This is a genomic window from Virgisporangium ochraceum (assembly GCF_016863655.1).
Lineage (GTDB): Bacteria > Actinomycetota > Actinomycetes > Mycobacteriales > Micromonosporaceae > Virgisporangium > Virgisporangium ochraceum.
On record NZ_BOPH01000088.1, the window covers coordinates 1 to 22,663 of the forward strand.

Genomic DNA, 22,663 nt, shown 5'->3' on the forward strand with positions numbered 1-22,663 from the left:
CCCGCCATCGGCCAGCAACTGCGCCACCTCCGGCGCATCGGACGCCAACGCCACGGTCGGCTCACCCACGAGCCCGACCCGCTGCAACGGCTTACGCGCCCCCACCCGGCTGAGCGCCTTCACGATCGTCGGATGCTCTGTCGTTCCGCCACTCATCAGACACCTCACCGGTGAGCTGTGCGCGGGATGCGCGTGGACGGTGCCACCGTCCACGCGGGAGGGCGCGCCAACCAGGTCCGTCCGGCCCGTCCGGACGGGACCAACGGGCATGGCCGGCGCCGTCCGTTCCGATCATCCTGCCGACGACGGACCGACCCGCCGACGAGAGGCCTGAGACGATGCCGTTCCCCCGTGCTCTGGTGCCCGTGCACACCTTCCTCATCAACCGGGTCGCGACGCTGTTCGTCGGGTTCACCGGCGTCGCCGACGTCGAGCACGTCGGGCGGCGCAGCGGACGCGCCCACCACACGCCCGTGCGCGCCTACCGCCGCGGCGACACGGTGGTGGTCGCGGTGAACTTCGGCCGCCGGTCCGACTGGGTCCGCAACATCGAAGCGGGTGGTGGGTGCCGCATGCGGCTGGGCAGCCGGCTGCTCCGGTTGTCGGCGCCGCGGCTCGTCCCGATCGGGGAGGGCGTCGCGCACCTGCCCCCCGTGGTGGGCTTCGTGCTTCGTCGGCTGGTCCGCACCCGCGAGTGCCTGTGCCTGTCGGTCGTCGGCGCGACCGTGGTCGGGCGGTTCGCGTCCCGGTCGACCGCGTTCGCCGACCCACCGGGCGCGCGGTCCTAGCGGCCCCTCCGGGAGGGCCGAAGGGCCCGGCCGTCACGGGTACTCGGAACCTGCCATTGATCAGCCCGGATTCATACGCTCCGCGACAACCACCCACCGGCAGGACGGACCGCCATGAAGATTGTTGTCCTGGTCAAGCACGTGCCGGAGCCCACCGCCGAATGGCGGCTCGCCGACGACGGCACCCTCGACCGCGGCGCGGTCGACGGACGGCTGTCCGAGCTCGACGAGTACGCCGTGGAACAGGCGCTGCGGCTCGTCGAGGCGGGCGCCGCCACCGATGTCACCCACCTCACGATGGGACCGGCACGCGCCGTCGACGCGCTGCGCAAGGCGCTCGCCATGGGCGGTGACCGCGGCGTGCACGTGCTCGACGACGCGATCCACGGCTCCGACGCCGTGGCGACCTCGCTGGTCCTCGCGACCGCCGTCCGGAAGGCCGGTTGCGACCTGGTCCTGTGCGGCATGGCCGCCACCGACGGGGAGATGTCGGTGGTGCCGGTGATGGTCGCCGACCGGCTCGGCGTGCCGGTGGTGACCCACGCCGTCGCGCTGCGGGCCGACGGAGCCGACCTCGCCGTGCGGCGGGAGACCGACGAGGTCACCGAGGAGGTCGCGGTCGCGGTGCCGGCGGTCGTGTCGGTCACCGACCGCTCCGGCGAGGCCCGCTACCCGTCGTTCCGCAACATCGTCATGGCGAAGAAGAAGCCGGTGACGACGTGGTCGCTGGCCGACCTCGGCCTGCCGCCCGAGCGGGTGGGCGCGGCCGCGTCGGCCACGGCGGTCCGCGCGGCGCGTCCCCGGCCGCCGCGTGAGGCCGGCACGGTCATCACCGACGAGGGCGACGCCGCGGTACGGCTGGCCGAGTTCCTGATCGCCCAGAAGCTGATCTGAGGGAGTCCGTCGTGAGCACAGTCCTGGTCCTCGCCGGACGCGGTGACGCACCGGTGCGCAGGCCCGTCCTCCAGTTGCTGACGCTGGCGCGCCGGCTCGGTGAACCTGCCGCCGTCGTGTTCGGCGAGCCGCGGCCGGACCTCCTCGTCGCCCTCGGCGGCCACGGCGCGGGCACGGTGCACGCGGTCGCGGTCCCGGAGGGGCATCCGCCGGCCGCCGCGACGCCGGCCCTCGTCGACCTGATCCGCCGAACCGCCCCGGTGGCGGTGCTGGCCGGCGCCGACCCCACCGACCGGGAGCTCGCCGCCCGGCTCGCTGTGCGGCTCGACAGCGGTGTGATCACCGACGCCGTCGACGTGCGCGCCGGTACCGACGGGCCGGTGGCCACCCGGTCGGTGTTCGCGGGTGCGATGCTCGTCGACGGCGTCGTGCGGCGCGGCACCCCGATCGTCACCGTGCGGCCGAACGCGGTCACCGCCGAACCGGCACCGACCACACCCGTGGTCGAGCGGGTCGAGCCGGCGACCGCCGACCCGGTGCCGGTCGCCCGCGTCGTGTCGCGCACCGCGCGGCAGGTCGGTGACCGGCCGGACCTGACCGAGGCCGCGGTCGTCGTCGCCGGCGGTCGCGGCGTCGGCTCGGCTGAGGGGTTCGCGCTGATCGAGCGGGTGGCGGCCGTGTTCGGCGCGGCCGTCGGGGCGTCGCGGGCCGCGACCGACCTGAACTGGTGGCCGCACGAGCTCCAGATCGGCCAGACCGGCAAGACCGTGGCACCGCAGCTGTATCTGGCCGCCGGCATTTCCGGCGCGATCCAGCACCGGGCCGGCATGCAGGGGTCGCGCGTCGTCGTCGCGATCAACAAGGACCCGAAGGCGCCGATCTTCCGGACCGCCGACTTCGGCGTGGTGGGCGACCTGCACACGGTGCTGCCGGCGCTGGCGTCCGAGATCGAGCGGCTGACGGGCTGACGGCCGTGGTGGTGCGGCTCATTCTCGGAACCCTCCTGAGCATCGTCGCGTTCACGGTGGCCGGTCGCCGCGTGGCCCGCCTGGTCCGGCTCGGACGCGCCGGCCAGCCGGTCGAGCCCGGACGTGCCCGGATCACCGCCGCCACGCTGCGGGCCGAACTGGTCGAGGTCCTCGGCCAACGGCGGCTGCTGCGGTGGACGGTGCCGGGGGTCGCGCACGCCCTGGTGTTCTGGGGCTTCCTGGTTCTCGGCCTGACCCTTGTGGAGGGCTACGGCGCTCTGGTGCGGCGCGACTTCCACCTGCCGCTGATCGGCACCCGGCCGTGGCTGGGGTTCGCCGAGGACCTGTTCACGGTCGCGACGCTCGCCGCGGTGGTGGTGTTCGCGGTGATCCGGGTGCGGCACGCGCCCGCCCGGGAGGGCCGCCGGTCGCGGTTCTTCGGCTCGCACCCGGCCGCCGGCTGGATCGTCCTACTCATGATCTTCAATGTCGTGTGGAGCCTGCTGCTGTACCGGGGCGCGCAGGTCAACACCGGCAACTTCCCGTACGCGAGCGGCGCGTTCGCCTCCGAGGCGGTGGCCCGGGCGCTGCACCCGCTCGGACGCACCGCCAACGACGTCGTCGAGACGGCCGGGCTGCTGCTCGCCCTCGGCATCGTGCTCGCGTTCCTGGTGCTGGTCGTGTACTCCAAGCACCTGCACATCCTCACCGCGGTGCCGAACATCGCGTTCGCCCGGCGCCCGCGGGCGCTCGGCGCGCTGCTGCCGGTGTACTCCGGCGGACAGCAGGTCGACTTCGACGACCCCGGCGAGGACGACCGGATCGGCCGCGGCGCGATCGAGGACTTCACGTGGAAGGGGTTCCTCGACTTCGCCACGTGCACCGAATGCGGCCGGTGCCAGTCGCAGTGCCCGGCCTGGAACACCGGCAAGCCGCTGTCGCCGAAGCTGCTCGTCATGGGCCTGCGCGACCACGCGTTGGCGCGGGCGCCGTACCTGCTCGACGGGGTCGGCGACAGCGTGCCGCTGGTCGCCACCGGGGGCGCCGTCGAACCCGACGCGTTGTGGGCGTGCACCACCTGCGGTGCGTGCGTCGAGCAGTGCCCGGTCGACATCGAACACGTCGACCACATCGTCGACATGCGCCGCTACCAGGTGCTGATGGAGGCGGAGTTCCCGCCGGCGGCCGGCACCCTGCTGCGCAACCTGGAGCACGCCGGGGACCCGTGGGGCCGCGGCGCGTCGGCCCGCCTGGAGTGGACCCGCGACCTCGGCTTCGACGTCCCGGTCGTCGACGGCGGGCCGCTGCCCGACGACGTCGAGTACCTGTTCTGGGTCGGCTGCGCGGGCGCGCTCGACGACCGCGCGCAGCGCACCACCCGCGCGGTCGCCGAACTGCTGCACACCGCCGGCGTCCGCTACGCCGTGCTCGCCGCCGAGACCTGCACCGGCGACCCGGCCCGGCGCATCGGCAACGAGATGCTGTTCCAGCAGTTCGCCGCGCAGAACGTGGCGACCCTCGACGCCGCGGGCGCCCGGCGGATCGTCACCACCTGCGCGCACTGCCTCAACACGCTGGCCAACGAGTACCCCGACCTCGGCGGCCGGTACGAGGTCGTCCACCACACCCAGCTTCTGGCCACCCTGGTCGCCGGGGGCCGGCTCACCCCGGTGACGCCGGTCGGCGCCACCGTCACCTACCACGACCCCTGCTACCTCGGCCGCCACAACCGCGTGTTCACCCCGCCGCGCGAGATCCTCGGCAGCCTGCCCGGCACCCGCCTGGTCGAACCGGCCCGCACCCGGGAGCGGTCGTTCTGCTGCGGCGCCGGCGGTGCCCGCATGTGGCTGGAGGAGACCATCGGCACACGGATCAACGAAACCCGCACCGACGAGCTGCTCGGCACCGCGCCCGACGTCGTCGCGGCGGCGTGCCCCTACTGCGTCGACATGCTCGCCGACGGCGTCGCGACCCGTCAGCAGCAGGGTGTGGCCGGTGCCGACGTCGAGGTGGCCGACGTGGCGGAGGTCCTGCTGCGGTCGGTGCGCCCCGCATCCACGCCCGTCCCGACGAATGACCCCGAGAGGGCCGAGACATGACACCGACCACCGGCCTCGACCACGACACCCTCGAGATGATGCTGTCCTCGCTGGAGGAGTTCGGCGCGGCCGCGCTGCCCGAGGCCCGGCTGCTCGACCTCGACCGCGACGATGAGTGCCCCGAGGACACCGTGCGGGCGATGTGCAGCGAGGACCTCGGTGTGCACCTGGTGTTCATCCCGGAGGACTGCGGTGGGCTCGGCGGCGGCGCCGTGGACGCCTACCGCGTCTGCGAACGGCTGGCCCGCCTCGACATCGGCGTCGCGACAGCGGTGTTCGCCACGTTCCTCGGCAGCGATCCAATCCTCGTGGGCGCCACCCCGGAACAGCGCAAGGAGTGGCTGGGCCGCATCGCCGAGCACGGCCTGGTGTTCGCCTACGGCGCCACCGAACCGGAGGCCGGCAGCGACCTCGGCGCGCTCACCACGACCGCGACGCCGGTCGAGACCGACGGACGGGTCACCGCCTACCGGCTGACCGGGCGCAAACAGTGGATCAGCAACGGTTCCATCGCAGACGTGTGCACGATCCTGGCCGTCGCACCGGGCGGGCCGTCGTGGTTCGTCGTCGAGCGCGGCACACCGGGCTTCACCGCCGCACCGCCGGAGGACAAGCACGGCATCCGGCTGTCGAACACCGCCGCGCTGTTCCTCGACGACGTGACCGTGCCGGTCGAAAACCTCGTCGGGCGCGTCGAGGGGCGTGGGCTGACGCAGGCGCAGGAGGTGTTCGGCTACACCCGCGTGATGGTCGCCGCGTTCGGCCTCGGCGGCGGCTGGGCGGCGCTGGACCGGGCGATCGGCTACTCGACGACGCGGGTGCAGGGCGGAGCGCCGCTGTCCGGTAAGCAGGGCTACACCCACAAGCTGATCGTGCCGCACGCGGTGCGGCTGGAGGCGGCCCGCGCGTTCGTCGAGCAGACCGCGGCCGGCATCGACGCGGGTGAGCCCGGGCTCAACACCGCCGGCGCGATCGCCAAGTACCTGGCCACCGAGGCGGGCAACGCCGCCGCCGAGGCGGCCATCCAGGCGCACGGCGGCTACGGCTACACCCGGCCGTACCTGGTCGAGAAGATCAAACGGGACGTGCGGATCACGCTGATCTACGAGGGCACGTCGGAGATCCTGGAGATGACGATCGCCCGGGACCGCTGGCAGCAGCACCTCAAGACGGCGGGCCGGTTCCACCGCGATCTCGCCGACGAGGCGGCACGGTTGCCGCTGGAGTGCGGCGGCCCCGTCGCGGCGCTGGCGCTGCGCTCGCTCGCCGCGGTGCTCGACGCCTGCCGCGCCGACCGGTTGACCCGCAGCCAGCACGTGCTGCTGCGGCTCGGCGAGCTCGTCGCGCACGCCGAGAGCGCGGCCGCGCTGGCCCACCGGGCCGCTGCCGCCGCCGCCGGGACGCTGCCGGAGAAGGCCGACCGCCGATTCGGCGCGACCACGCTGGCCGCGATGAGTCGCGTCTTCGCCCGGGAGGCGGCCCTGAAGGTCGGCGCGGAGGGCCTGCGCTGGGTCGTCGGCGCCCGGCCCGCCGGCGCACCGGACGGTGCCGCCGGGCTGGACCTGGCCCAGGTGCAGGCCGCACAGGCGGGCCTGCTCGCCGACCTCGACGCGATCGCCGCCGAGCTGTACCACCGACCGTCCACTGTGGAGGGAAAGTCATGACACCCGTCGCTGTCGTCGGTGTCGCCGCCATCATGCCCGACGCGCCCGACGTGGCCGCGTTCTGGGCCAACCTGAGGAACGGCCGGTACTCCATCGGCGACGTCCCGCCCGGGCGGTGGGACCCCGCGCTGTACTACGACCCCGACCCGGCGGCGCCGGACCGGACCTACTCGCGCATCGGTGGCTGGGTCCGCGAGTTCCGGTGGGACCCGCTGGCCTGGCACCTGCCGGTGCCGCCGAAGGTCTCCGAGCAGATGGAGGACGGCCAGAAGTGGTCGGTCGCCACCGCCCGTGCCGCGCTGCTCGACGCGGGCTGGCCGGACTGGCACGTCGACCCGGAGCGGGTGGCGGTCATCATCGGCAACGCCATCGGTGGCGAGAAGCACTACCGGAGCAACCTGCGGGTGGAGTCGACCGAGGTGTTCGCCGCGCTGCGCGCCGCGCCGTCGTTCGCCGCCCTGCCGGCGGCCGTGCGCGAGGCGGTGTACGCCGAGACGCGCGCGTCGTTCCTGTCCGGGTTCCTGGACATCACCGAGGACACCATGCCCGGCGAGCTGTCCAACGTCATCGCCGGGCGGGTGGCGGCCCTGCTGGACTTCCGCGGTCCCACCTTCACCACCGACGCGGCGTGCGCGTCCGGACTGGCCGCGATGACCGCCGCGGTCCGGGGCCTGCAGGCCGGCGACTTCGACGTCGCCGTCTCCGGCGGCGTCGACCGGAACATGAACGCCGCCGCGTTCGTGAAGTTCTGCAAGATCGGTGCGCTGTCGGCCACCGGCACCCGCCCGTTCGACGCCGGCGCCGACGGGTTCGTGATGGGCGAGGGCGCGGCACTGTTCGTCCTCAAGCGCCTCGCCGACGCCGAACGCGACGGCGACCGCGTGTACGCGGTGCTGCTGGGGCTGGGCGGCTCCAGCGACGGCCGCGGCAAGGGCATCACCGCGCCGAACCCGGTCGGTCAGCGGCTGGCGGTCGAGCGCGCCTGGGCTTCCGCGGGCGCCGATCCGGCCTCGGCCGGGTACGTCGAGGCGCACGGCACGTCGACGCGGGTCGGCGACGCCACCGAACTGGCGAGCCTGTCCGAGGTGTTCGCCAAGGCCGGTACCGCCCGAGGCGCGATAGCGCTCGGGTCGGTGAAGTCGAACATCGGCCACCTCAAGGCCGCCGCCGGTGCCGCCGGCCTGCTGAAGACGGTGCTGGCCCTGCACGAGAAGGTCCTGCCGCCGAGCCTGCACTTCGACGTGCCGAACCCGAACGTCGACTGGGACGAGATCCCGTTCCGGATGAACACCGGGCTGACCGAGTGGCGCACACCGGCCGACGGGGTGCGCCGCGCGGGGGTGAGCGCGTTCGGCTTCGGCGGCACCAACTTCCACGCCGTCGTCGAGGAGTACGTGCCGGGCCGGTACCGCGACCCGCGGACACCGCGCTCGTACGCTGGTGCCGACGTTCCACGCCGGTCGTCCACTGTGGACACCCGACCGCTGCGCGGAGCCGCCGTCGTCGGCGGTCCCGACGACGCGACCGTCGCGGGTCACCTCGACCGGCTGCGGACGGAGGCCGAAGCCGGCCGTACCCCCGGCCGCGAGGCCCCCGACCCGGCACTCGCCGACGCGGCCGTGCGGGTCGCGATCGACTTCGCCGACGCGGCCGACCTCGCGGCCAAGGCGGCGAAGGCGGCGGCGGCGCTGCGCGGCGGCAACCCCGCGGCGTGGCGGATGCTGCGCGCCCAGGGTGTGTTCCTCGGCCGCGGCCGGCCCGGACCCGTCGCGTTCCTCTACACCGGACAGGGCTCGCAGTACGTGAACATGCTGCGTGACCTGCGGACCCGCGAACCGGTCGTGGCCGACACGTTCGACGAGGCCGACCGCGTGATGACCCCGCTGCTCGGCGGGCCGTTGACCGGCTACATCTTCGCCGACGACAGCGACCCCGCCACCGCCGAACGGCTGTCACGCCAGCTCATGCAGACCGAGATCACCCAACCCGCGGTGCTGGCCACCGACCTCGCCCTCACCCGGCTGCTCGACGCGCACGGCGTGCGGCCGGACCTGGTGATGGGCCACAGCCTCGGCGAGTACGGCGCGCTCGTCGCCGCGGGCGCGTTGACGTTCGGCGCCGCGCTGGAGGCGGTCAGCGCCCGCGGGCGGGAGATGGCCGGGCTGGACCTCGCCGACAATGGCGCGATGGCCGCGGCGTTCGGACCGCTGGCCGAGATCGAACGGATCGTGGCCAGCACCGACGGCTACGTCGTGGTCGCGAACATCAACAGCACCCGGCAGGCGGTGATCGGCGGCGCCACCGACGCCGTCGAACGGGCGGTGGCGGCGGTGCAGGCGGCCGGCTTGACCGCCACCCGGATCCCGGTCAGCCACGCCTTCCACACCTCGATCGTCGCGCCGGCCGCCGCGCCGCTGCGCACGGTGCTGAGCCGGTTGAACCTCCGCCGGCCGACGCTGCCGGTCGTGGCGAACGTGACCGGCGAGTTCTACCCGACGGACGCCGACACCGACGCGATGCTGGAGATGCTCGGCCGCCAGGTGGCCTCGCCGGTGCAGTTCGTCAAGGGTCTGCGCACGCTGTACGAGGCCGGCGCGCGCATCTTCGTCGAGGTCGGCCCGAAGAAGGCGCTGCACGGCTTCACCGAGGACGTGCTCGGCGATGACGTCCTCGCGCTCTACACCAACCATCCGAAGACCGGCGACGTCGCCTCGTTCAACCAGGCGCTGTGCGGGCTGTACGCCGCCGGGCTGGGGTTCGCGACGACGGCGGACGCGCCGGCAGCCGTGGCGCCCGCGCCCGCCCGTACGCCCGTGGAAAGGACCGACATGAGCACCGACCGGTACCTGGAACTGGGGCACCTGTTCGCCGACGCCATCGAGAAGGGCCTGCGCCTGTACGGTGGCGCCGCCGCGGCGCCCGCACCGTCGGTCGCGCCGGTGCCGGCCGCGCCGGTCGGTACGGAACCGGTCGTGGTGACCGGCGCGGCGCTGGGCCTGCCCGGGGTGGAGCGGGTCTTCGACGACGGGAACATCGCCCGCATCCTGGCGGGGGAGCAGTTCATCGACACCATTCCGCACCGGCTGCGCCGCGCCATGGTCGACCGGCGCATCACCCGGTTGGTGAAGCGGGTCTCGGGTGATCCGACGTTCGAGACGATCGACAGCGAGGCCGACGTCGTCAAGCTCGCCGGCCGGTCGGCCCCGCTCGACGTGGTGGCCGAGTTCGGCGTCGACACCGCCCGCGACGAGGCGCTCGACCGGGCGACCCGCCTGGCCATCGGCGCCGGGTTCGACGCGTTGCGTGACGCCGGCATCCCGCTGGTGATGCACTACCGCACCACCACGCTCGGCACCAGCCTCCCGGAGCGGTGGGGCCTGCCCGCCGCGCTGCGCGACGACACGGGGGTCATCTTCGCCTCGGCGTTCCCCGGCTACGACAACTTCGCCCGGGACCTCGACCGCTACGCCACCGACCGGGGGCGGCGCGAGCACCTGCTCGCACTGGAGACGGTTCGCGCCCGCCTGCGCGGCGACGAGCCCGTCGTGGCGGAGGTCGACCGGCGCATCGACGAACTGCGGCACGTGCTGGAGACCGAGCCGTACACGTTCGACCGGCGGTTCCTGTTCCGCTGCCTGTCGATGGGCCACTCGCAGTTCGCCGAGATCATCGGCGCCCGTGGCCCGAACACCCAGATCAACGCCGCCTGCGCCAGCACCACCCAGGCGACGGCGCTGGCCGAGGACTGGATCCGGGCCGGCCGGTGCCGCCGGGTTGTGGTGATCTCCGCCGACGACGCCAGCTCCGACACCCTGCTGCCGTGGCTCGCCTCCGGGTTCCTGGCCTCCGGCGCCGCCGCCACCGACGATGTGGTGGAGGAGGCCGCGACCCCGTTCGACCGGCGCCGGCACGGAATGATCGTGGGGATGGGCGCGGCCGCGTTCGTGGTCGAGGCGGCCGAGGCGGCCCGCGAGCGCGGGTTGCGGCCGATCTGCGAGGTGCTCGGTTCGGTGACCGCGAACAGCGCGTTCCACGGCACCCGGCTCGACGTCGAGCACATCGGGCAGGTGATGGAGCGACTCGTCGCGCAGGCACAGGCGTACGGCGTCGACCGGCACGCGATCGCGCCGGAGACGGTCTTCGTCTCCCACGAGACCTACACCCCGGCCCGGGGCGGCAGCGCCGCCGCCGAGATCAACGCGTTGCGCCACGTGTTCGGCGCCGACGCCGAGTCGGTGGTCGTCACCAACACCAAGGGGTTCACCGGTCACGCGATGGGCGCCGGGATCGAGGATGTCGTGGCGATCAAGGCCCTGGAGACGGGCCTGGTGCCGCCGGTGCCGAACTTCAAGGAACCCGACCCCGCCCTGGGCCGGTTGAACCTGTCCACCGGCGGCGCCTACCCGGTGCGGTACGCACTGCGCCTGGCGGCCGGCTTCGGCTCGCAGATCGCGATGTCGCTGCTGCGATGGACCCCGATGCCCGACGGCCGCCACCGCTCGCCCCACGAACTGGGTTATGCCTACCGCATCGTCGACCCGGTCGCCTGGCAGCGCTGGCTGACCGTCCTGTGCGGTGACCGGCACGCGCGGCTGGAGGTCGTCCAGCGGCGGCTACGCATCGCGGACAGTGCGAAGGCGCCAGCACCGGAACGGGAACCGGCGACTGAACCGGCGAGCGAGCCGGTGGTGGAACCGGCGAGCGAGCCGGTGGTGGTGGCCGGTCCGGCGCCGGTCGTCGCGCCGGAGCCCGAGCCGCGACCGCTGTCGCAGCCGCTGCCCGCGCCGGCCGACGGGGTCGCCGGTGCGGTGGTCGGGATCGTGTCGGAGTTGACGGGTTATCCGCCGGATCTGTTGGACGTGGATCTGGATCTGGAGGCGGATCTGGGTGTGGACACGGTGAAGCAGGCGGAGGTGTTCGCGGCGGTGCGGGAGCGGTTCGGGGTGGCGCGGCAGGATGATCTGCGGTTGCGTGACTTCCCGACGCTGAGCCACGTGATCGGCTGGGTCCGCGAGCGTACCGCCGCACCGTCCATAGTGGAGGCTGAACCGCCCACTGTGGAAGCGGAACCGTCCACGCGGGAGAACGGATCCACCGCGGTGGAGACGGTCGTCCGGCGGGTTCCCGTCCCGTCGCTGCGTCCCGACCTCGCCGCGTGCGTCCCGACGGGTGTCACCCTCGACGGTGCCCGCGTCGCGGTGATGCCGGACGTGGGCGGCGTCGCCGACGCCCTGGCCGCCCGGCTCGGCAAGCGCGGGGCGACGGTGGTGGTGCTCGACCCGGCCGACCCCGACGCCGGTGTGGCCGCGTTCGCCGCCGACGGCCCGGTGCACGGCCTGTACTGGCTGCCCGCCCTCGACGACGAGGGCCCGGTCGACGCCCTGGAACCGGCCGACTGGACAGCGGCCCTGGACCTGCGGGTGCGGGGACTGTACGCCGTGACCCGCCGTCTCTACGGGCAGAGCCCGTTCCTGGTCACCGCCACCCGGCTCGGCGGTTACCACGGCTACGACCCGGCCGGGGCGACGTGCCCGCTGGGCGGCGCGGTCACCGGATTCGCCAAGGCCTACCGCCGTGAGCGGCCCGGCGCGCTGGTCAAGGCCGTCGACTTCGGCACCGGCCGGAAGACCGCCCTGGCCGACCGGCTCATCGCCGAGACCCTGCGCGACCCGGGCTGCGTCGAGGTCGGGTACGCCGGTGGCCGCCGCTGGGGCGTCGGGCTGGCCGAGCGCCCGTTCGCCGCCGCCGACCGCACCCTGGGGCCTGACCGGGTGTTCGTCGTCACCGGAGCGGCCGGCAGCATCGTCTCGGCGATCACCGCCGACCTGGCCGCCGCCTCCGGGGGCACCTTCCACCTGCTCGACATCTCACCGGCACCGGACCCGGCCGACCCCGACGTGCTCCGGTTCGGAACCGACCGCGACGGTCTGCGGGCCGATCTGGCCACGCGCCTGCGAGACCGGGGCGAGCGGCCCACTCCCGTCGCCATCGAACGCGAGCTGGCCCGCCTGGAACGTCTGCACGCCGCGCTGGCCGCGATCCGGGCGGTCGAGCGGGCCGGCGGTGCCGTGCACTACCACCGGGTCGACCTGACCGACCCGGACGGCGTGGCGAAGACCATGGCCGAGGTGTGCGCGATCAGCGGCCGCGTCGACGTCCTGGTGCACGCCGCCGGTGTGGAGATCAGCCACACCCTGCCGGACAAGGAACCGGCCGAGTTCGACCTCGTCCTCGGCGTCAAGGCCGACGGGCTGCACCACGTGCTGCGCGCGGTCGGCGACCTGCCCGTCGGCACCGTCGTCGCGTTCAGCTCGGTGGCCGGCCGGTTCGGCAACGTCGGGCAGACCGACTACAGCGCCGCCAACGACCTGCAGTGCAAGGTGCTGAGTGCGCTGCGGCGCAGCCGCCCGGACGTCCGCACGCTCGCCCTGGACTGGACGGCGTGGGGCGGCATCGGCATGGCCACCCGCGGCTCGATCCCGAAGATGATGGAGCAGGCCGGTGTCGACCTGCTGCCGCCGGACGTCGGCATCGCGTGGGTGCGGCGCGAGCTGACCACCGGTACCGCCAGCGGTGAGGTCGTCGTCGCGGGGGCGCTGGGCGCGCTGGCGGGGGAGTTCCACGACACGGGTGGGGTCGACCCGGCCGCGCTCGGCGACGGTGGGCCCGTCGCCGGCCCGTCGCGGCGGCTGAGTGTCCACGATGGACTCGTCGTGCGGACCACCCTCGACCCGGCCGGCACGCCGTTCCTCGACGACCACCGCATCGACGGCACCCCGGTGCTGCCCGGGGTGATGGGCATCGAGGCTTTCGCCGAGGCCGCCCGGATGCTCGCACCGGACCTCACGGTCATCGGGGTCGAGGACGTCGAGTTCCGCGCTCCGGTGAAGTTCTACCGGGACGAGCCGCGCACGGTGACCGTGACCGCCCTGGCCCGACCGGACGGGGCGGACCTGCTCGTCGAGTGCCGGCTGACCGCCGAACGGGCCCTGGCCGGTGGCGAGGTGCAGCGGACGGTGCACTTCACCGGTTCGGTGCGGCTGGCCGCGGTCCCACAGTCCATTGAGGACAGTAGTCCGGCGGCCGACACCGACGGGCGGCCGGAACTGACCGCGGACGAGATCTACCGCCTGTACTTCCACGGGCCGGCGTACCGGGTGGTCGCCTCCGCACGGCGGGCCGGCGACGGCGCCGCGGCGCGGTTCGCCGAGGGGCTGCCCGACCACGTCGACCGGCCTACCCTGACCGGACCGCGCCTGGTCGAGCTGTGCTTCCAGGCGGCCGGACTGGTCGAGGCCGCCCGCGAGGGGCGGCTCGCACTGCCCCGGCGGTTGGACGCGCTACGCCTCACGACGGAGGTGGCCGAGCGCGACGGCCTCGTGGCGACCGTCGCGCCGGACGGGCGCGGCGGCTACGACTGCATGGTGCGTGCCGGCGACACGGTGGTGCTGCGGGTCGACGGGTACGCCACCTCCGCGTTGCCCGACCCGCTCCCCGCCGACGTGTCCGCCCCGGTCCGGTCGGTGCTGAACCCCTGAGGAGACGGCCATGGTGCGGCGGATGGAACGGCTGGCGATCGTCAGCCGCGGCGGCGCGGCGACGCGCGCGCTGACCGCGGTGCGCGAACTGAACGCGTCCGGCGACGGGCCACCGGTGACCACCGTGGTCCCGTACACGGACGCGGATGCCGACGCCTGGTTCGTGCGGGAGGCCGACGAGGCGGTGCCGCTGGGACCGGCGACGTCGGTCGCCCTCGCGGACGAGGTGGCGGTGACCGACGCCCTCGTCGCCGCCGGCGTGGACGCGGTCTGGGCCGGCTGGGGCGCCCTCGCCGTGCGGGACACGTTCGTCGAACGGTGCGAGCGCGCCGGGATCCTGTTCGTCGGCCCGGGAAGCGCGACGGTCCGGCTGCTCGCCGACGAGGCCGTGGCGGCGGCGCGGTGGGCCGGCGTGCCGGTGGAGCCGTGGAGCGACGGCCCGGCCCCGCACCACGCCGAGATCCAGGTGGTCGCCGACGAGGGCGGGACCGTCTGGGCACTGGGCCCGCGCGGCAGCACCGTCCGGCGTCACCACCGCACGGTCGTCGTGGAGTCCGGGTCCACCGCGGTCGACGCCGGGACCGCGCGGGCGCTGCGGGACGCGGCGGTGCGGCTGGCGCGGGAGGTCGACTACCGCGGCGTCGCCACTGTGGAGTTCCTCGTCGGGCCCGGCACCGGCCGGTTCAGGTTCCTGCGGATGCGCGGACACCTCCCGGCGGAGCACCCGGTGACCGAGCTGACAACCGGCCTGGACCTGGTGAAGCTCCAGTTCCACCTGGCCCGCGGCGGCCGGCTTGCCGACCGGCCACCGCCGGTCACCGGGTACGCCGTCATGGCCCGGCTGTGCGCCGAGGACCCGGAGAACGGGTTCGTCGCGACCCCGGGCCGGCTGACGCGCCTGACCCTGCCCACCGGTATCGGCGTCCGGGTCGACCAGGGGGTGCGCGAGGGCGAGGTCGTCCGGCCCGACGCCGACCCGACGATCGCCACGATCGCGGCCTGGGGCGGCGACCGGCCCGAGGCGCTGGCGCGACTGCGACGGGCGCTCGGCCAGACCACGGTGGTGGTGCAGGACGGCTGGTCCAACCGGACCTTCCTGCTGTCGGCGCTCGGCCGGCCGGAGGTCGTCGACGGCACCGGTGACGTCCACTGGCTGACCGACAGCGGGGCGCACCTGCCCGGACCGGACCCGATGGCCGTGCTGGCGGCCGCCGTCTCGTCGTACGAGCAGGACCGCGCGGCCGAGCAGGCCGCCTTCCACGCGCTCGCGGGCCGCGGCGTTCCCCCGTCGGGGGGCGGGACGGGGCACCGGTGCCTGCTGCGGTACCGCGGCGAGCGGTACGACCTGCACGTCTACCGCACCGGTGCGCACGGGTACCGGGTCACCCGCGGCGGCCGGGTGGCCGACGTGACGGTCGCGCGGCGGGGAGACCGGGAGAGCCGGTTCACCGTCGGGCAGCGGTCGGCCGAGGTGGTGACGATCGTCGACGGAGCCACCATCCGCGTCGAGGTCGACGACGCGGGACACACCGTCCGGCGCGTCGACGGTGGCGTGGTCCGCAGCACCGGACCGGCATTCGTCGCGTCGCTGCTGGTCGGGCCCGGCGACCCGGTCACCGCCGGGCAGCCGCTCGCGGTGCTGGAGAGCATGAAGATGGAGTCGACGGTCACCGCGCCGTTCGCCGGCACCGTCGTGAGCGTCGAGACAGCCGCCCACTCCCAGGTGGAGGCCGGTGCGCCGCTCGTGCGGATCCGGGCCCAGGCGGTGGCCGACGGGCCCGGCGGTGCCGCCCCGGCCTTTCCCGACCTGCCCGCGGCACCCGAGCCGGGAACACCGCCGTGCGAACGGGTCTACCGGACGCTGCGCGGCTACCTGCTCGGCTACGACCTGGACCCGGCCGCGCTGCGCGCGACGCTGACCCGCCAGCGGCGGCTCGGCGAGGCCGCGCCGCCCGCCGACCCCGGTCTGCTGCACTGCGAGGACGGCCTGCTCGACCTCTTCACCGACGTCGGCGCGCTGTACCGGGCCCGCGGGGCCACCGGACCGCAGACCGCGTCGACAGCCCAGGCTTACCTGCTGTCGTACCTGCAGTGGCTCGACGCGGACCGGGCGGGCCTGCCGGCGGAGTACCGCCACCGGCTGGAGCGGGCGTTGCTGCGCTACGGGGTCACCGGCCTCGGCCGTACCCCCGAGCTGGAGGAGGCCGTCGTCTGGATGTTCCGGTCGTTCCGGCGGGCGGCAGAACTCGCTCCGGTCGTCGCCGGCATCCTGGAGCGACGGTTGCGGCACCGTGCCGCTCTCGCCGCCGCCGCCGACGACGCGAACCGGGCCCGGCTCGACCGGTTGGCCACGATCGCGCACGGCCGGTACGGCACCGTCGCCGACCTCGCCCGGGACGTACGGTTCCACTACTTCGACGAGCCGCTGCTCGCCGCCGTGGTGGCCGACGAGTACACACGTGTCGGCGAGGCCCTCGACGCCCTGTCCGCGCACCCTGACCGGGCCGACGGGCCGCTGATGGACCGGCTCGTCGGCAGCCCGCAGCCGCTGCGTGAGGTACTGCTGCGCCGGTGGCGGACGGCGACCGAGCCGGCGGTGCGGGCGCTGCTGCTGGAGGTCTACACCAGGCGCTTCTACCGGGTGACCGACCTGTCCGGGCCGCGCGTCACGGTCGTCGACGGATGGCCGGTCTGCCAGGCCAGCTACGACCTCGACGACGAACACGTCCACCTGGTGGCGGCCTACGCGCCGCTGGACGACCTGCCGCGGCTGTACCGGGCGGTCGCCGCCCACCTGGCCGGGTCCGCGTCGGGCGGCCCCGCGGTCATCGACGTGCAGACCTGGCGGCACGGTGACGCCGACGCCGACACCGTGGTCGCCGAGGTCGAGAAGGCCGTCCGCGACTGCGACCCGGCGACGCCGGTCAGCCGCCTCGACGTCACGGTGACGAACACCGACGGGTCGGCGCCGGAGGCCCACCGCACCTACCACCTCAGCTACCGCCGGCACGACGGCGGTTTCGTCGAGGACCCGTTGTACCGCAACCTGCATCCCATGCTGGCCCGGCGGCTCGACCTGGGGCGAATGGCCGGCTTCCGGCTGCGGCGGCTGCGGTCGGCCGAGGACGTCTACCTCTTCGACGGCGCCGGCCACGACGACCCGCTCGACCACCGGCTGTTCGCGCTCGCCGAGGTCCGCGACGTGACCCCGACCGACGACGCCGGCAGCGATCCGCGGTATCCCCGCGTGGAGCTCATGGGTCTGCTGGCACTGTCGGCCATGCGGGAGGCGCTGGCCGGGTACGCCGACGCGGACCGGCCGGTCGCCAACCGGCTCGAGCTGTTCGTCCGCCCGCCGTGGGACCCGACCCCGGCCGTGCTCACCGGGCTCGCGCGCTCGCTGGCGCCGCTGGCCTCCGGTGCCCACCTGGCCGAGGTCGTGCTGCACACGCGCAGACCGGACGGCACCGCGACCGCGTGGCACGTCGAGGGGTCGGGGACCGGTGTCACGGTCCAGGAGCGGCCACCGGACCGCGACCCGGTCAGGCCGCTGTCGCGGTACGACCGGAAGCTGCTCAAGGCACGCCGTGTCGGAGCGCCCTACCCGTACGAGATCGTGCGGATGCTGACGCCGCCGGCCGGTGCGGTCACCCGGTTCCCGCCCGGCCGCTTCACCGAGTACGACCTGGACGCGCACGACGACCTGGTTCCCGTGTCGCGCCCGCCCGGCCTCAACACCGCCAACGTGGTGGTGGGGGTACTGAGCAACGACACCGACAAGGTCCCGGAGGGAATGGCCCGCGTGTGCCTGCTGGGCGACCCGACCCGGGGCCTGGGCAACCTGGCCGAACCGGAGTGCCGGCGGATCATCGCGGCGCTCGACCTGGCCGGACGGATGCGGGTGCCGCTGGAGTGGTTCGCGGTGTCGTCCGGCGCCCGGATCGCGATGGACAGCGGCACGGAGAACATGGACTGGATCGCAGCCGTGCTGCGTCGGCTGATCGAGTTCACCCAGGCCGGTGGCGAGGTCAACATCGTGGTGACCGGGGTGAACGTCGGCGCCCAGCCGTACTGGAACGCCGAGGCGACGATGCTCATGCACACCCGCGGCATCCTCGTCATGACGCCGGCCAGCGCGATGGTGCTCACCGGCAAGCAGGCCCTGGACTTCTCCGGTGGGGTGTCGGCCGAGGACAACTTCGGCATCGGCGGCTACGACCGCGTCATGGGTCCGAACGGGCAGGCCCAGTACTGGGCGGCGACACTCCCCGACGCCTGCGGGATCCTCCTGCGGCACTACGAGCACACGTACGTCGTGCCCGGTGAGGTCCGGCCGCGCCGCCGCCACACCGGCGACCCGGTCGACCGTGACGTGTGCGACGCACCGCACGCCGATGCCAGCCTGCGGCTCGTCGGCGATGTCTTTTCCGCCACCGTCAACCCCGACCGCAAGAGGCCCTTCGACATGCGCTCGGTGATGCGCGCGGTCACCGACTCCGACGCGGATCCGCTGGAACGCTGGACGCACTGGCGCGACGCCGAGGTCGCCATCGTGTGGGACGCGCACATCGGCGGCATCCCCGTCTGCCTGCTGGGCACGGAGTCGCGGACCACGTTCCGGCGGGGCTTCGTCCCCGCCGACGGGCCACCGTCCTGGACCGCCGGCACGCTCTTCCCGCAGGCGTCGCGGAAAATCGCCCGCGCGGTGAACGCTGCCAGCGGCAACCGTCCACTGGTGGTGCTGGCCAACCTCTCGGGCTTCGACGGCTCACCGGAGTCGATGGGCCGGTGGCAGCTCGAGTACGGCGCCGAGATCGGCCGGGCCGTCACCAACTTCCGCGGTCCCATCGTGTTCGTGGTCGTGTCGCGCTATCACGGCGGCGCGTTCGTGGTGTTCTCCAAGGCGCTCAACCCGCGGATGGAGGTCGCCGCGGTGGCCGGGTCGTTCGCGTCGGTCATCGGCGGCCCTCCGGCCGCCGCCACGGTGTTCGCCCGCGAGGTGCGCACCCGCACCGAGGCCGACCCGCGGGTGCGGGCGGCGGCCTCGGCGCTGGCCGACTCCCCGCCGGCCGCGGCCGGGTCCGCGCGGACGCACCTGGCCGGCGTCCGGGCGGCGGTGCGGGCGGCGAAGCTGGGGGAGGTGGCCGGCGAGTTCGACCGGATCCACACCGTGACCCGGGCGTTGGAGACCGGGTCGGTCGACCGCATCATCCCGGCCGGGCAGCTCCGTCCGTACATCGTCGACGCCCTCGAACGCGGCCTGGCAGCGGACGGGCCGGTCCCCGCCGACCGGAGCGGCTAGCGCGGGCGGGTCAGCCACGAGTGGCGCGGCGTCGCGGTGGCCAGCGGCCCCCGCCGGTCCAGCGGTTGTGGCGGCGGCTGCGACGCGGCCGTGACGACCGTCAGCAGGAACCGGCCCTCCCGGCGCCACCAGCCGGGAAGGACCGGTCCCGCGCCGGTGCGGACCCGCAGCGTGCCCCAGCCGGCCGGCCCGGGTGGGCCGGCCGACACTTCGACGTCGCGGGTGTCCCGACGCAGCCCGGTGCGCAGGACCTTCAGGCCGCTCTCCTTCGCCGACCACACCAGGTTCGCCGCGACATCCCGCTGCTCTCCCCCCGGCCGGCCGGTGACGAAGCGCCGCTCGGCGGCCGTGAGGAACGTGTCGACGAACCCGGCGCTGCGCGGCTCCACCAGCTCCAGGTCGCAGCCGACGCCGGTGCCGACGACGCAGACCGCCCAGCCGGCCCGGTCGGTGACCGACACGTCCCGGCCGAACGGCACCCCGTCGACCCGCACCTCGGGCGCCCCGTCGGGTGCGTTGGCGACCTCGACCGTCGACAGCGCCGACGGTTCCAGCGACCGACCGGTGATGATGGCGACCGCGTGTTTGGCGACCAGACGCCGCAGCAGGAACTCGCCCCGCCGCTTGGTGAAGGGCATCGCCCCGGCCCGCGCCCGCTCCGCGGGCGTGAGCCACCCCGTGCCGGGCGGGAGGGACACCTCACCACGCGCTACCCACCGGGCGGTCGGCCCGTCGGGCTTCGCGGTGCGGGACACGGTCCCAGCCGACACCACGCGGACGGCCGGCGGCACGGGCATCCTGCCCGGCCCGACGGGGCCGAACGGCACCTCCGTCAGGTCCGTTCGAGCCGCAGCTTCGCGATCTTGCCGGCGCCGGTCACCGGAAGCCCGTCGCGGATCTCGACCGTGCGGGGGTACTTGTAGGCGGCCATGCGGTCGCGGCAGTAGGCCACCAGGTCCTCGGCCGCCACCGACTCGCCGGGCTTGAGCGCCACGAACGCCTTGACCTCCTCACCGAGCCGTACGTGGGGAATGCCGACGACGGCGGCCTGCGCCACCGCCGGGTGGCTGTAGAGGACCTCCTCGACCTCGCGGGGATAGACGTTGTATCCGCCGCGGATGATGAGGTCGGTCTTCCGGTCGACGATGAAGAAGAAGCCGTCCTCGTCGACGTAGCCGAGGTCGCCGGTGTGGAACCAGCCGTCGGTGAACGCCTCGGCGGTCGCCTCGGGCTGGTTCAGGTAGCCCTTCATCACGTGGAAGCCGCGCGTCACCAGTTCGCCGACGTGGTCGCGGCCCGGTGGGAGCCGGTTGCCCCGGTCGTCCCGGATCTCGGTGTCGGTGCCCCAGATCGGCCGGCCGACGCTGTAGGCGCGGCGGTCGTCGACGCCGGTGTTGAACGTCGCCGTCGCCGCGGTTTCCGTGAGCCCGTAGCCCTCGAGGATGGCGACGCCGAAGCGGGCCTCGAACGCGTCGAGGACGTGCGCCGGGATCGCCGCTCCGCCCGAGACCGCGACGCGCAGCGACGACGTGTCGAAGCGGTCGAGGTCAGGGTGGTCCAGGAGCGCGATGAACATGGTCGGGACGCCGTCGAAGATCGTCACTCCGTCGCGTTGGATCGCCTCGAGCGCCACCCCGGCGTCGAACCGCGGCACGAGCGACATGGTGCATCCGAACCGGACGCACACGTCGAGCACGCTCGACAGCCCGAAGATGTGGAACAGGGGAAGCGCGGCCAGCACGACGTCGTCGGGGCGCACGTCGAACAGGCGGCCGGGGACGTCGGCGTTCATGTAGAGCTGGAAGTGCGTCAGCTCGGCACCCTTCGGGCGTCCCGTGGTGCCGGAGGTGAAGACGACGACGGCGGTGTCGACCGGCTCGCGGGCGGCGAGCGGGCGCGACGGGCCTGTCGGTGCGAGCAACTCGGCGAACGGGGTCATCACCGTGCCGTCCTCGGGTGTGCCGACCACGAAGACGTCGGGCACGCCCGCCTCCGCCGCCGCCTTGCCGGCCTCGTCGGCCATGCCACCCCACGTGATCAGCGCGCGTGAGCCCGAGGTCGCGAGGCAGTACGCCGCCTCCCGGGCCTTGAGCAACACGTTCATCGGAACGACGACCGCACCGGCCTTGAGGATGCCGAAGTACGCGACGAGGAACTGGGGGATGTTCGGCAGCTGCAGCGCCACCGTGTCGCCGGGCCGGATCCCGATCCCCACCAGGCCCTCGGCCAGCGCGTCGGAGAGCGCGTCCAGTTCGGCGTAGGTCATCCGCCCGGCACTGTGCACCGCGACGGGCTTGTCCGGCCACGCCTTCGCCGACTCCCGCAGAATGACCGCTACGTTGAACATCGTGTTCCTCCCCGGATGGGCTCGAACGGAGGGCTGTGCCACGACCGTCCCGCCCGTCGACCGGGTGACGTAGGGCCGAACGGCCTACCTCATGGCGGCCTCGGCGGCGGGCCGGCCGGTCGCGGCGAGCCATCCGAGAATGAGGTCGGCGGTCTCGGCGGGTGCCTCCAGTTGCGGCACGTGGCCCACGTCGGGTAGGACGACCAGCGGCCACGACGGGTGGGCGCGGGCGATCGCCCGCGACGCGGCGACGGGAACGAGCCGGTCACGTGCTCCGTGCAGGAGCAGGACCGGTACCCGGACCGTGCGGATCCCGCGGCGGTAGGAGCCGCCGTGGATGATTCCGGCGGTGGCGACGACCGACCGCGCGGCGTGCAGGAGGTCGCGTTCGACGCCGGCCACCCCGGCCCGGTGGCGGGCCAGCTCGACGTGTTCGGAGACGACGTCGGCCGGTACCCGGGACGGGTCCACGCAGCACAGGTCGAGGAGTGCGGAGACCTGTCGCTCCGGCGGCATGGCGTGGCGGCGGGCCATGATGATCCGGCCGATCCCCGGTGTCGCGTACGCGGCGAACATCGCGGCGACGAGCGGGTCCGGGAAAGCGGGGACGAACGGGAACGCGGCGCCGATCAGCACGAGCCCCGCGACGGCCTCCGGTGCCGCTTCGGCCTCCAGCAGGGAGACCATGCCGCCCATCGAGTTGCCCATCAGGATCACCGGGCGTCCCGGGACCGTCTCGACGAACCGGTGCAGCAGCAGCCGGTTGGCGTGGACCGTGGTCGACCGTCCGAGGGACTCGGTGCGGCCGTGACCGGCCAGGTCCGGTGCGAGCAGCCGGCACCGGCCGGTGAGCAGGGGCGCGATGGCCGACCAGTTCAGCGCCGACCCGGCCAGCCCGTGGACCCCGACGACCACGGGCCCGTCCGGCGGGCCGCCGAAGTCGAGATAGTGCACGGGTCCACCGATGTCGACCCATCGGGATCTGTGGTCGATTGTCATGTCAACGTCCGATCCGGGCGGGTGAGCGCCCCTCGCCTCACCCTCACGATCGTCGGGGGAGCGG

The 22,663-nt window shown here is 74.1% G+C and carries 10 protein-coding genes; 7 read left to right on the forward strand and 3 right to left on the reverse strand.

Translation table 11 applies throughout. The features are described 5' to 3' along the window. The first annotated feature begins 359 nt into the window (after positions 1-359). The 7 genes from Voc01_RS31030 to Voc01_RS31060 all read left to right on the forward strand — a co-directional run bounded on the left by Voc01_RS31030 (position 360) and on the right by Voc01_RS31060 (position 19,253). Positions 360-788, forward strand: a complete 429-nt coding sequence (locus tag Voc01_RS31030; RefSeq protein WP_203931156.1) for a nitroreductase family deazaflavin-dependent oxidoreductase — start codon at positions 360-362, stop codon at positions 786-788. Between the two features lie 114 nt (positions 789-902). Next, positions 903-1,682 (forward strand): electron transfer flavoprotein subunit beta/FixA family protein, encoded by a 780-nt coding sequence (locus Voc01_RS31035; protein ID WP_203931157.1) that lies wholly within the window; start codon positions 903-905, stop codon positions 1,680-1,682. An 11-nt stretch (positions 1,683-1,693) separates the two neighbouring features. Continuing rightward, positions 1,694-2,650 (forward strand): electron transfer flavoprotein subunit alpha/FixB family protein, encoded by a 957-nt coding sequence (locus Voc01_RS31040; protein WP_203931158.1) that lies wholly within the window; start codon positions 1,694-1,696, stop codon positions 2,648-2,650. Positions 2,651-2,655: 5 nt separating this feature from the next. Beyond that, positions 2,656-4,749 carry a (Fe-S)-binding protein gene (locus tag Voc01_RS31045; RefSeq protein WP_373873893.1) on the forward strand — a complete coding sequence of 698 codons (2,094 nt, stop codon included), beginning with the start codon at positions 2,656-2,658 and terminating at the stop codon, positions 4,747-4,749. Further along, positions 4,746-6,413, forward strand: coding sequence for an acyl-CoA dehydrogenase family protein (locus tag Voc01_RS31050; RefSeq protein ID WP_203931159.1), 1,668 nt, complete (start codon positions 4,746-4,748; stop codon positions 6,411-6,413). Before Voc01_RS31045 ends, Voc01_RS31050 begins: the two co-directional genes overlap by 4 nt. After that, on the forward strand, positions 6,410-13,951 hold the full coding sequence (locus Voc01_RS31055) for a type I polyketide synthase (protein WP_203931160.1): 7,542 nt from the start codon (positions 6,410-6,412) through the stop codon (positions 13,949-13,951). Before Voc01_RS31050 ends, Voc01_RS31055 begins: the two co-directional genes overlap by 4 nt. 10 nt (positions 13,952-13,961) lie before the next feature. Further along, complete coding sequence (locus Voc01_RS31060; RefSeq protein WP_203931161.1) at positions 13,962-19,253, forward strand: carboxyl transferase domain-containing protein; 5,292 nt, start codon at positions 13,962-13,964, stop codon at positions 19,251-19,253. Here the strand turns inward: Voc01_RS31060 and Voc01_RS31065 are convergent. From Voc01_RS31065 to Voc01_RS31075, 3 genes are all read right to left on the reverse strand, one after another. Further along, the gene (locus Voc01_RS31065; protein ID WP_203931162.1) at positions 19,250-20,008 is read right to left on the reverse strand and encodes a 4'-phosphopantetheinyl transferase family protein; all 759 of its coding nucleotides are present in this window, start codon (positions 20,006-20,008) and stop codon (positions 19,250-19,252) included. The genes Voc01_RS31060 and Voc01_RS31065 overlap by 4 nt on opposite strands. 77 nt (positions 20,009-20,085) lie before the next feature. Then, complete coding sequence (locus Voc01_RS31070) at positions 20,086-21,600, reverse strand: long-chain-fatty-acid--CoA ligase (RefSeq protein ID WP_203931163.1); 1,515 nt, start codon at positions 21,598-21,600, stop codon at positions 20,086-20,088. Positions 21,601-21,684: 84 nt separating this feature from the next. Beyond that, entirely contained in the window at positions 21,685-22,599 is a 915-nt protein-coding gene (locus Voc01_RS31075) for an alpha/beta fold hydrolase (RefSeq protein WP_203931164.1), read from the reverse strand. Between the last annotated feature and the right edge of the window lie 64 nt (positions 22,600-22,663).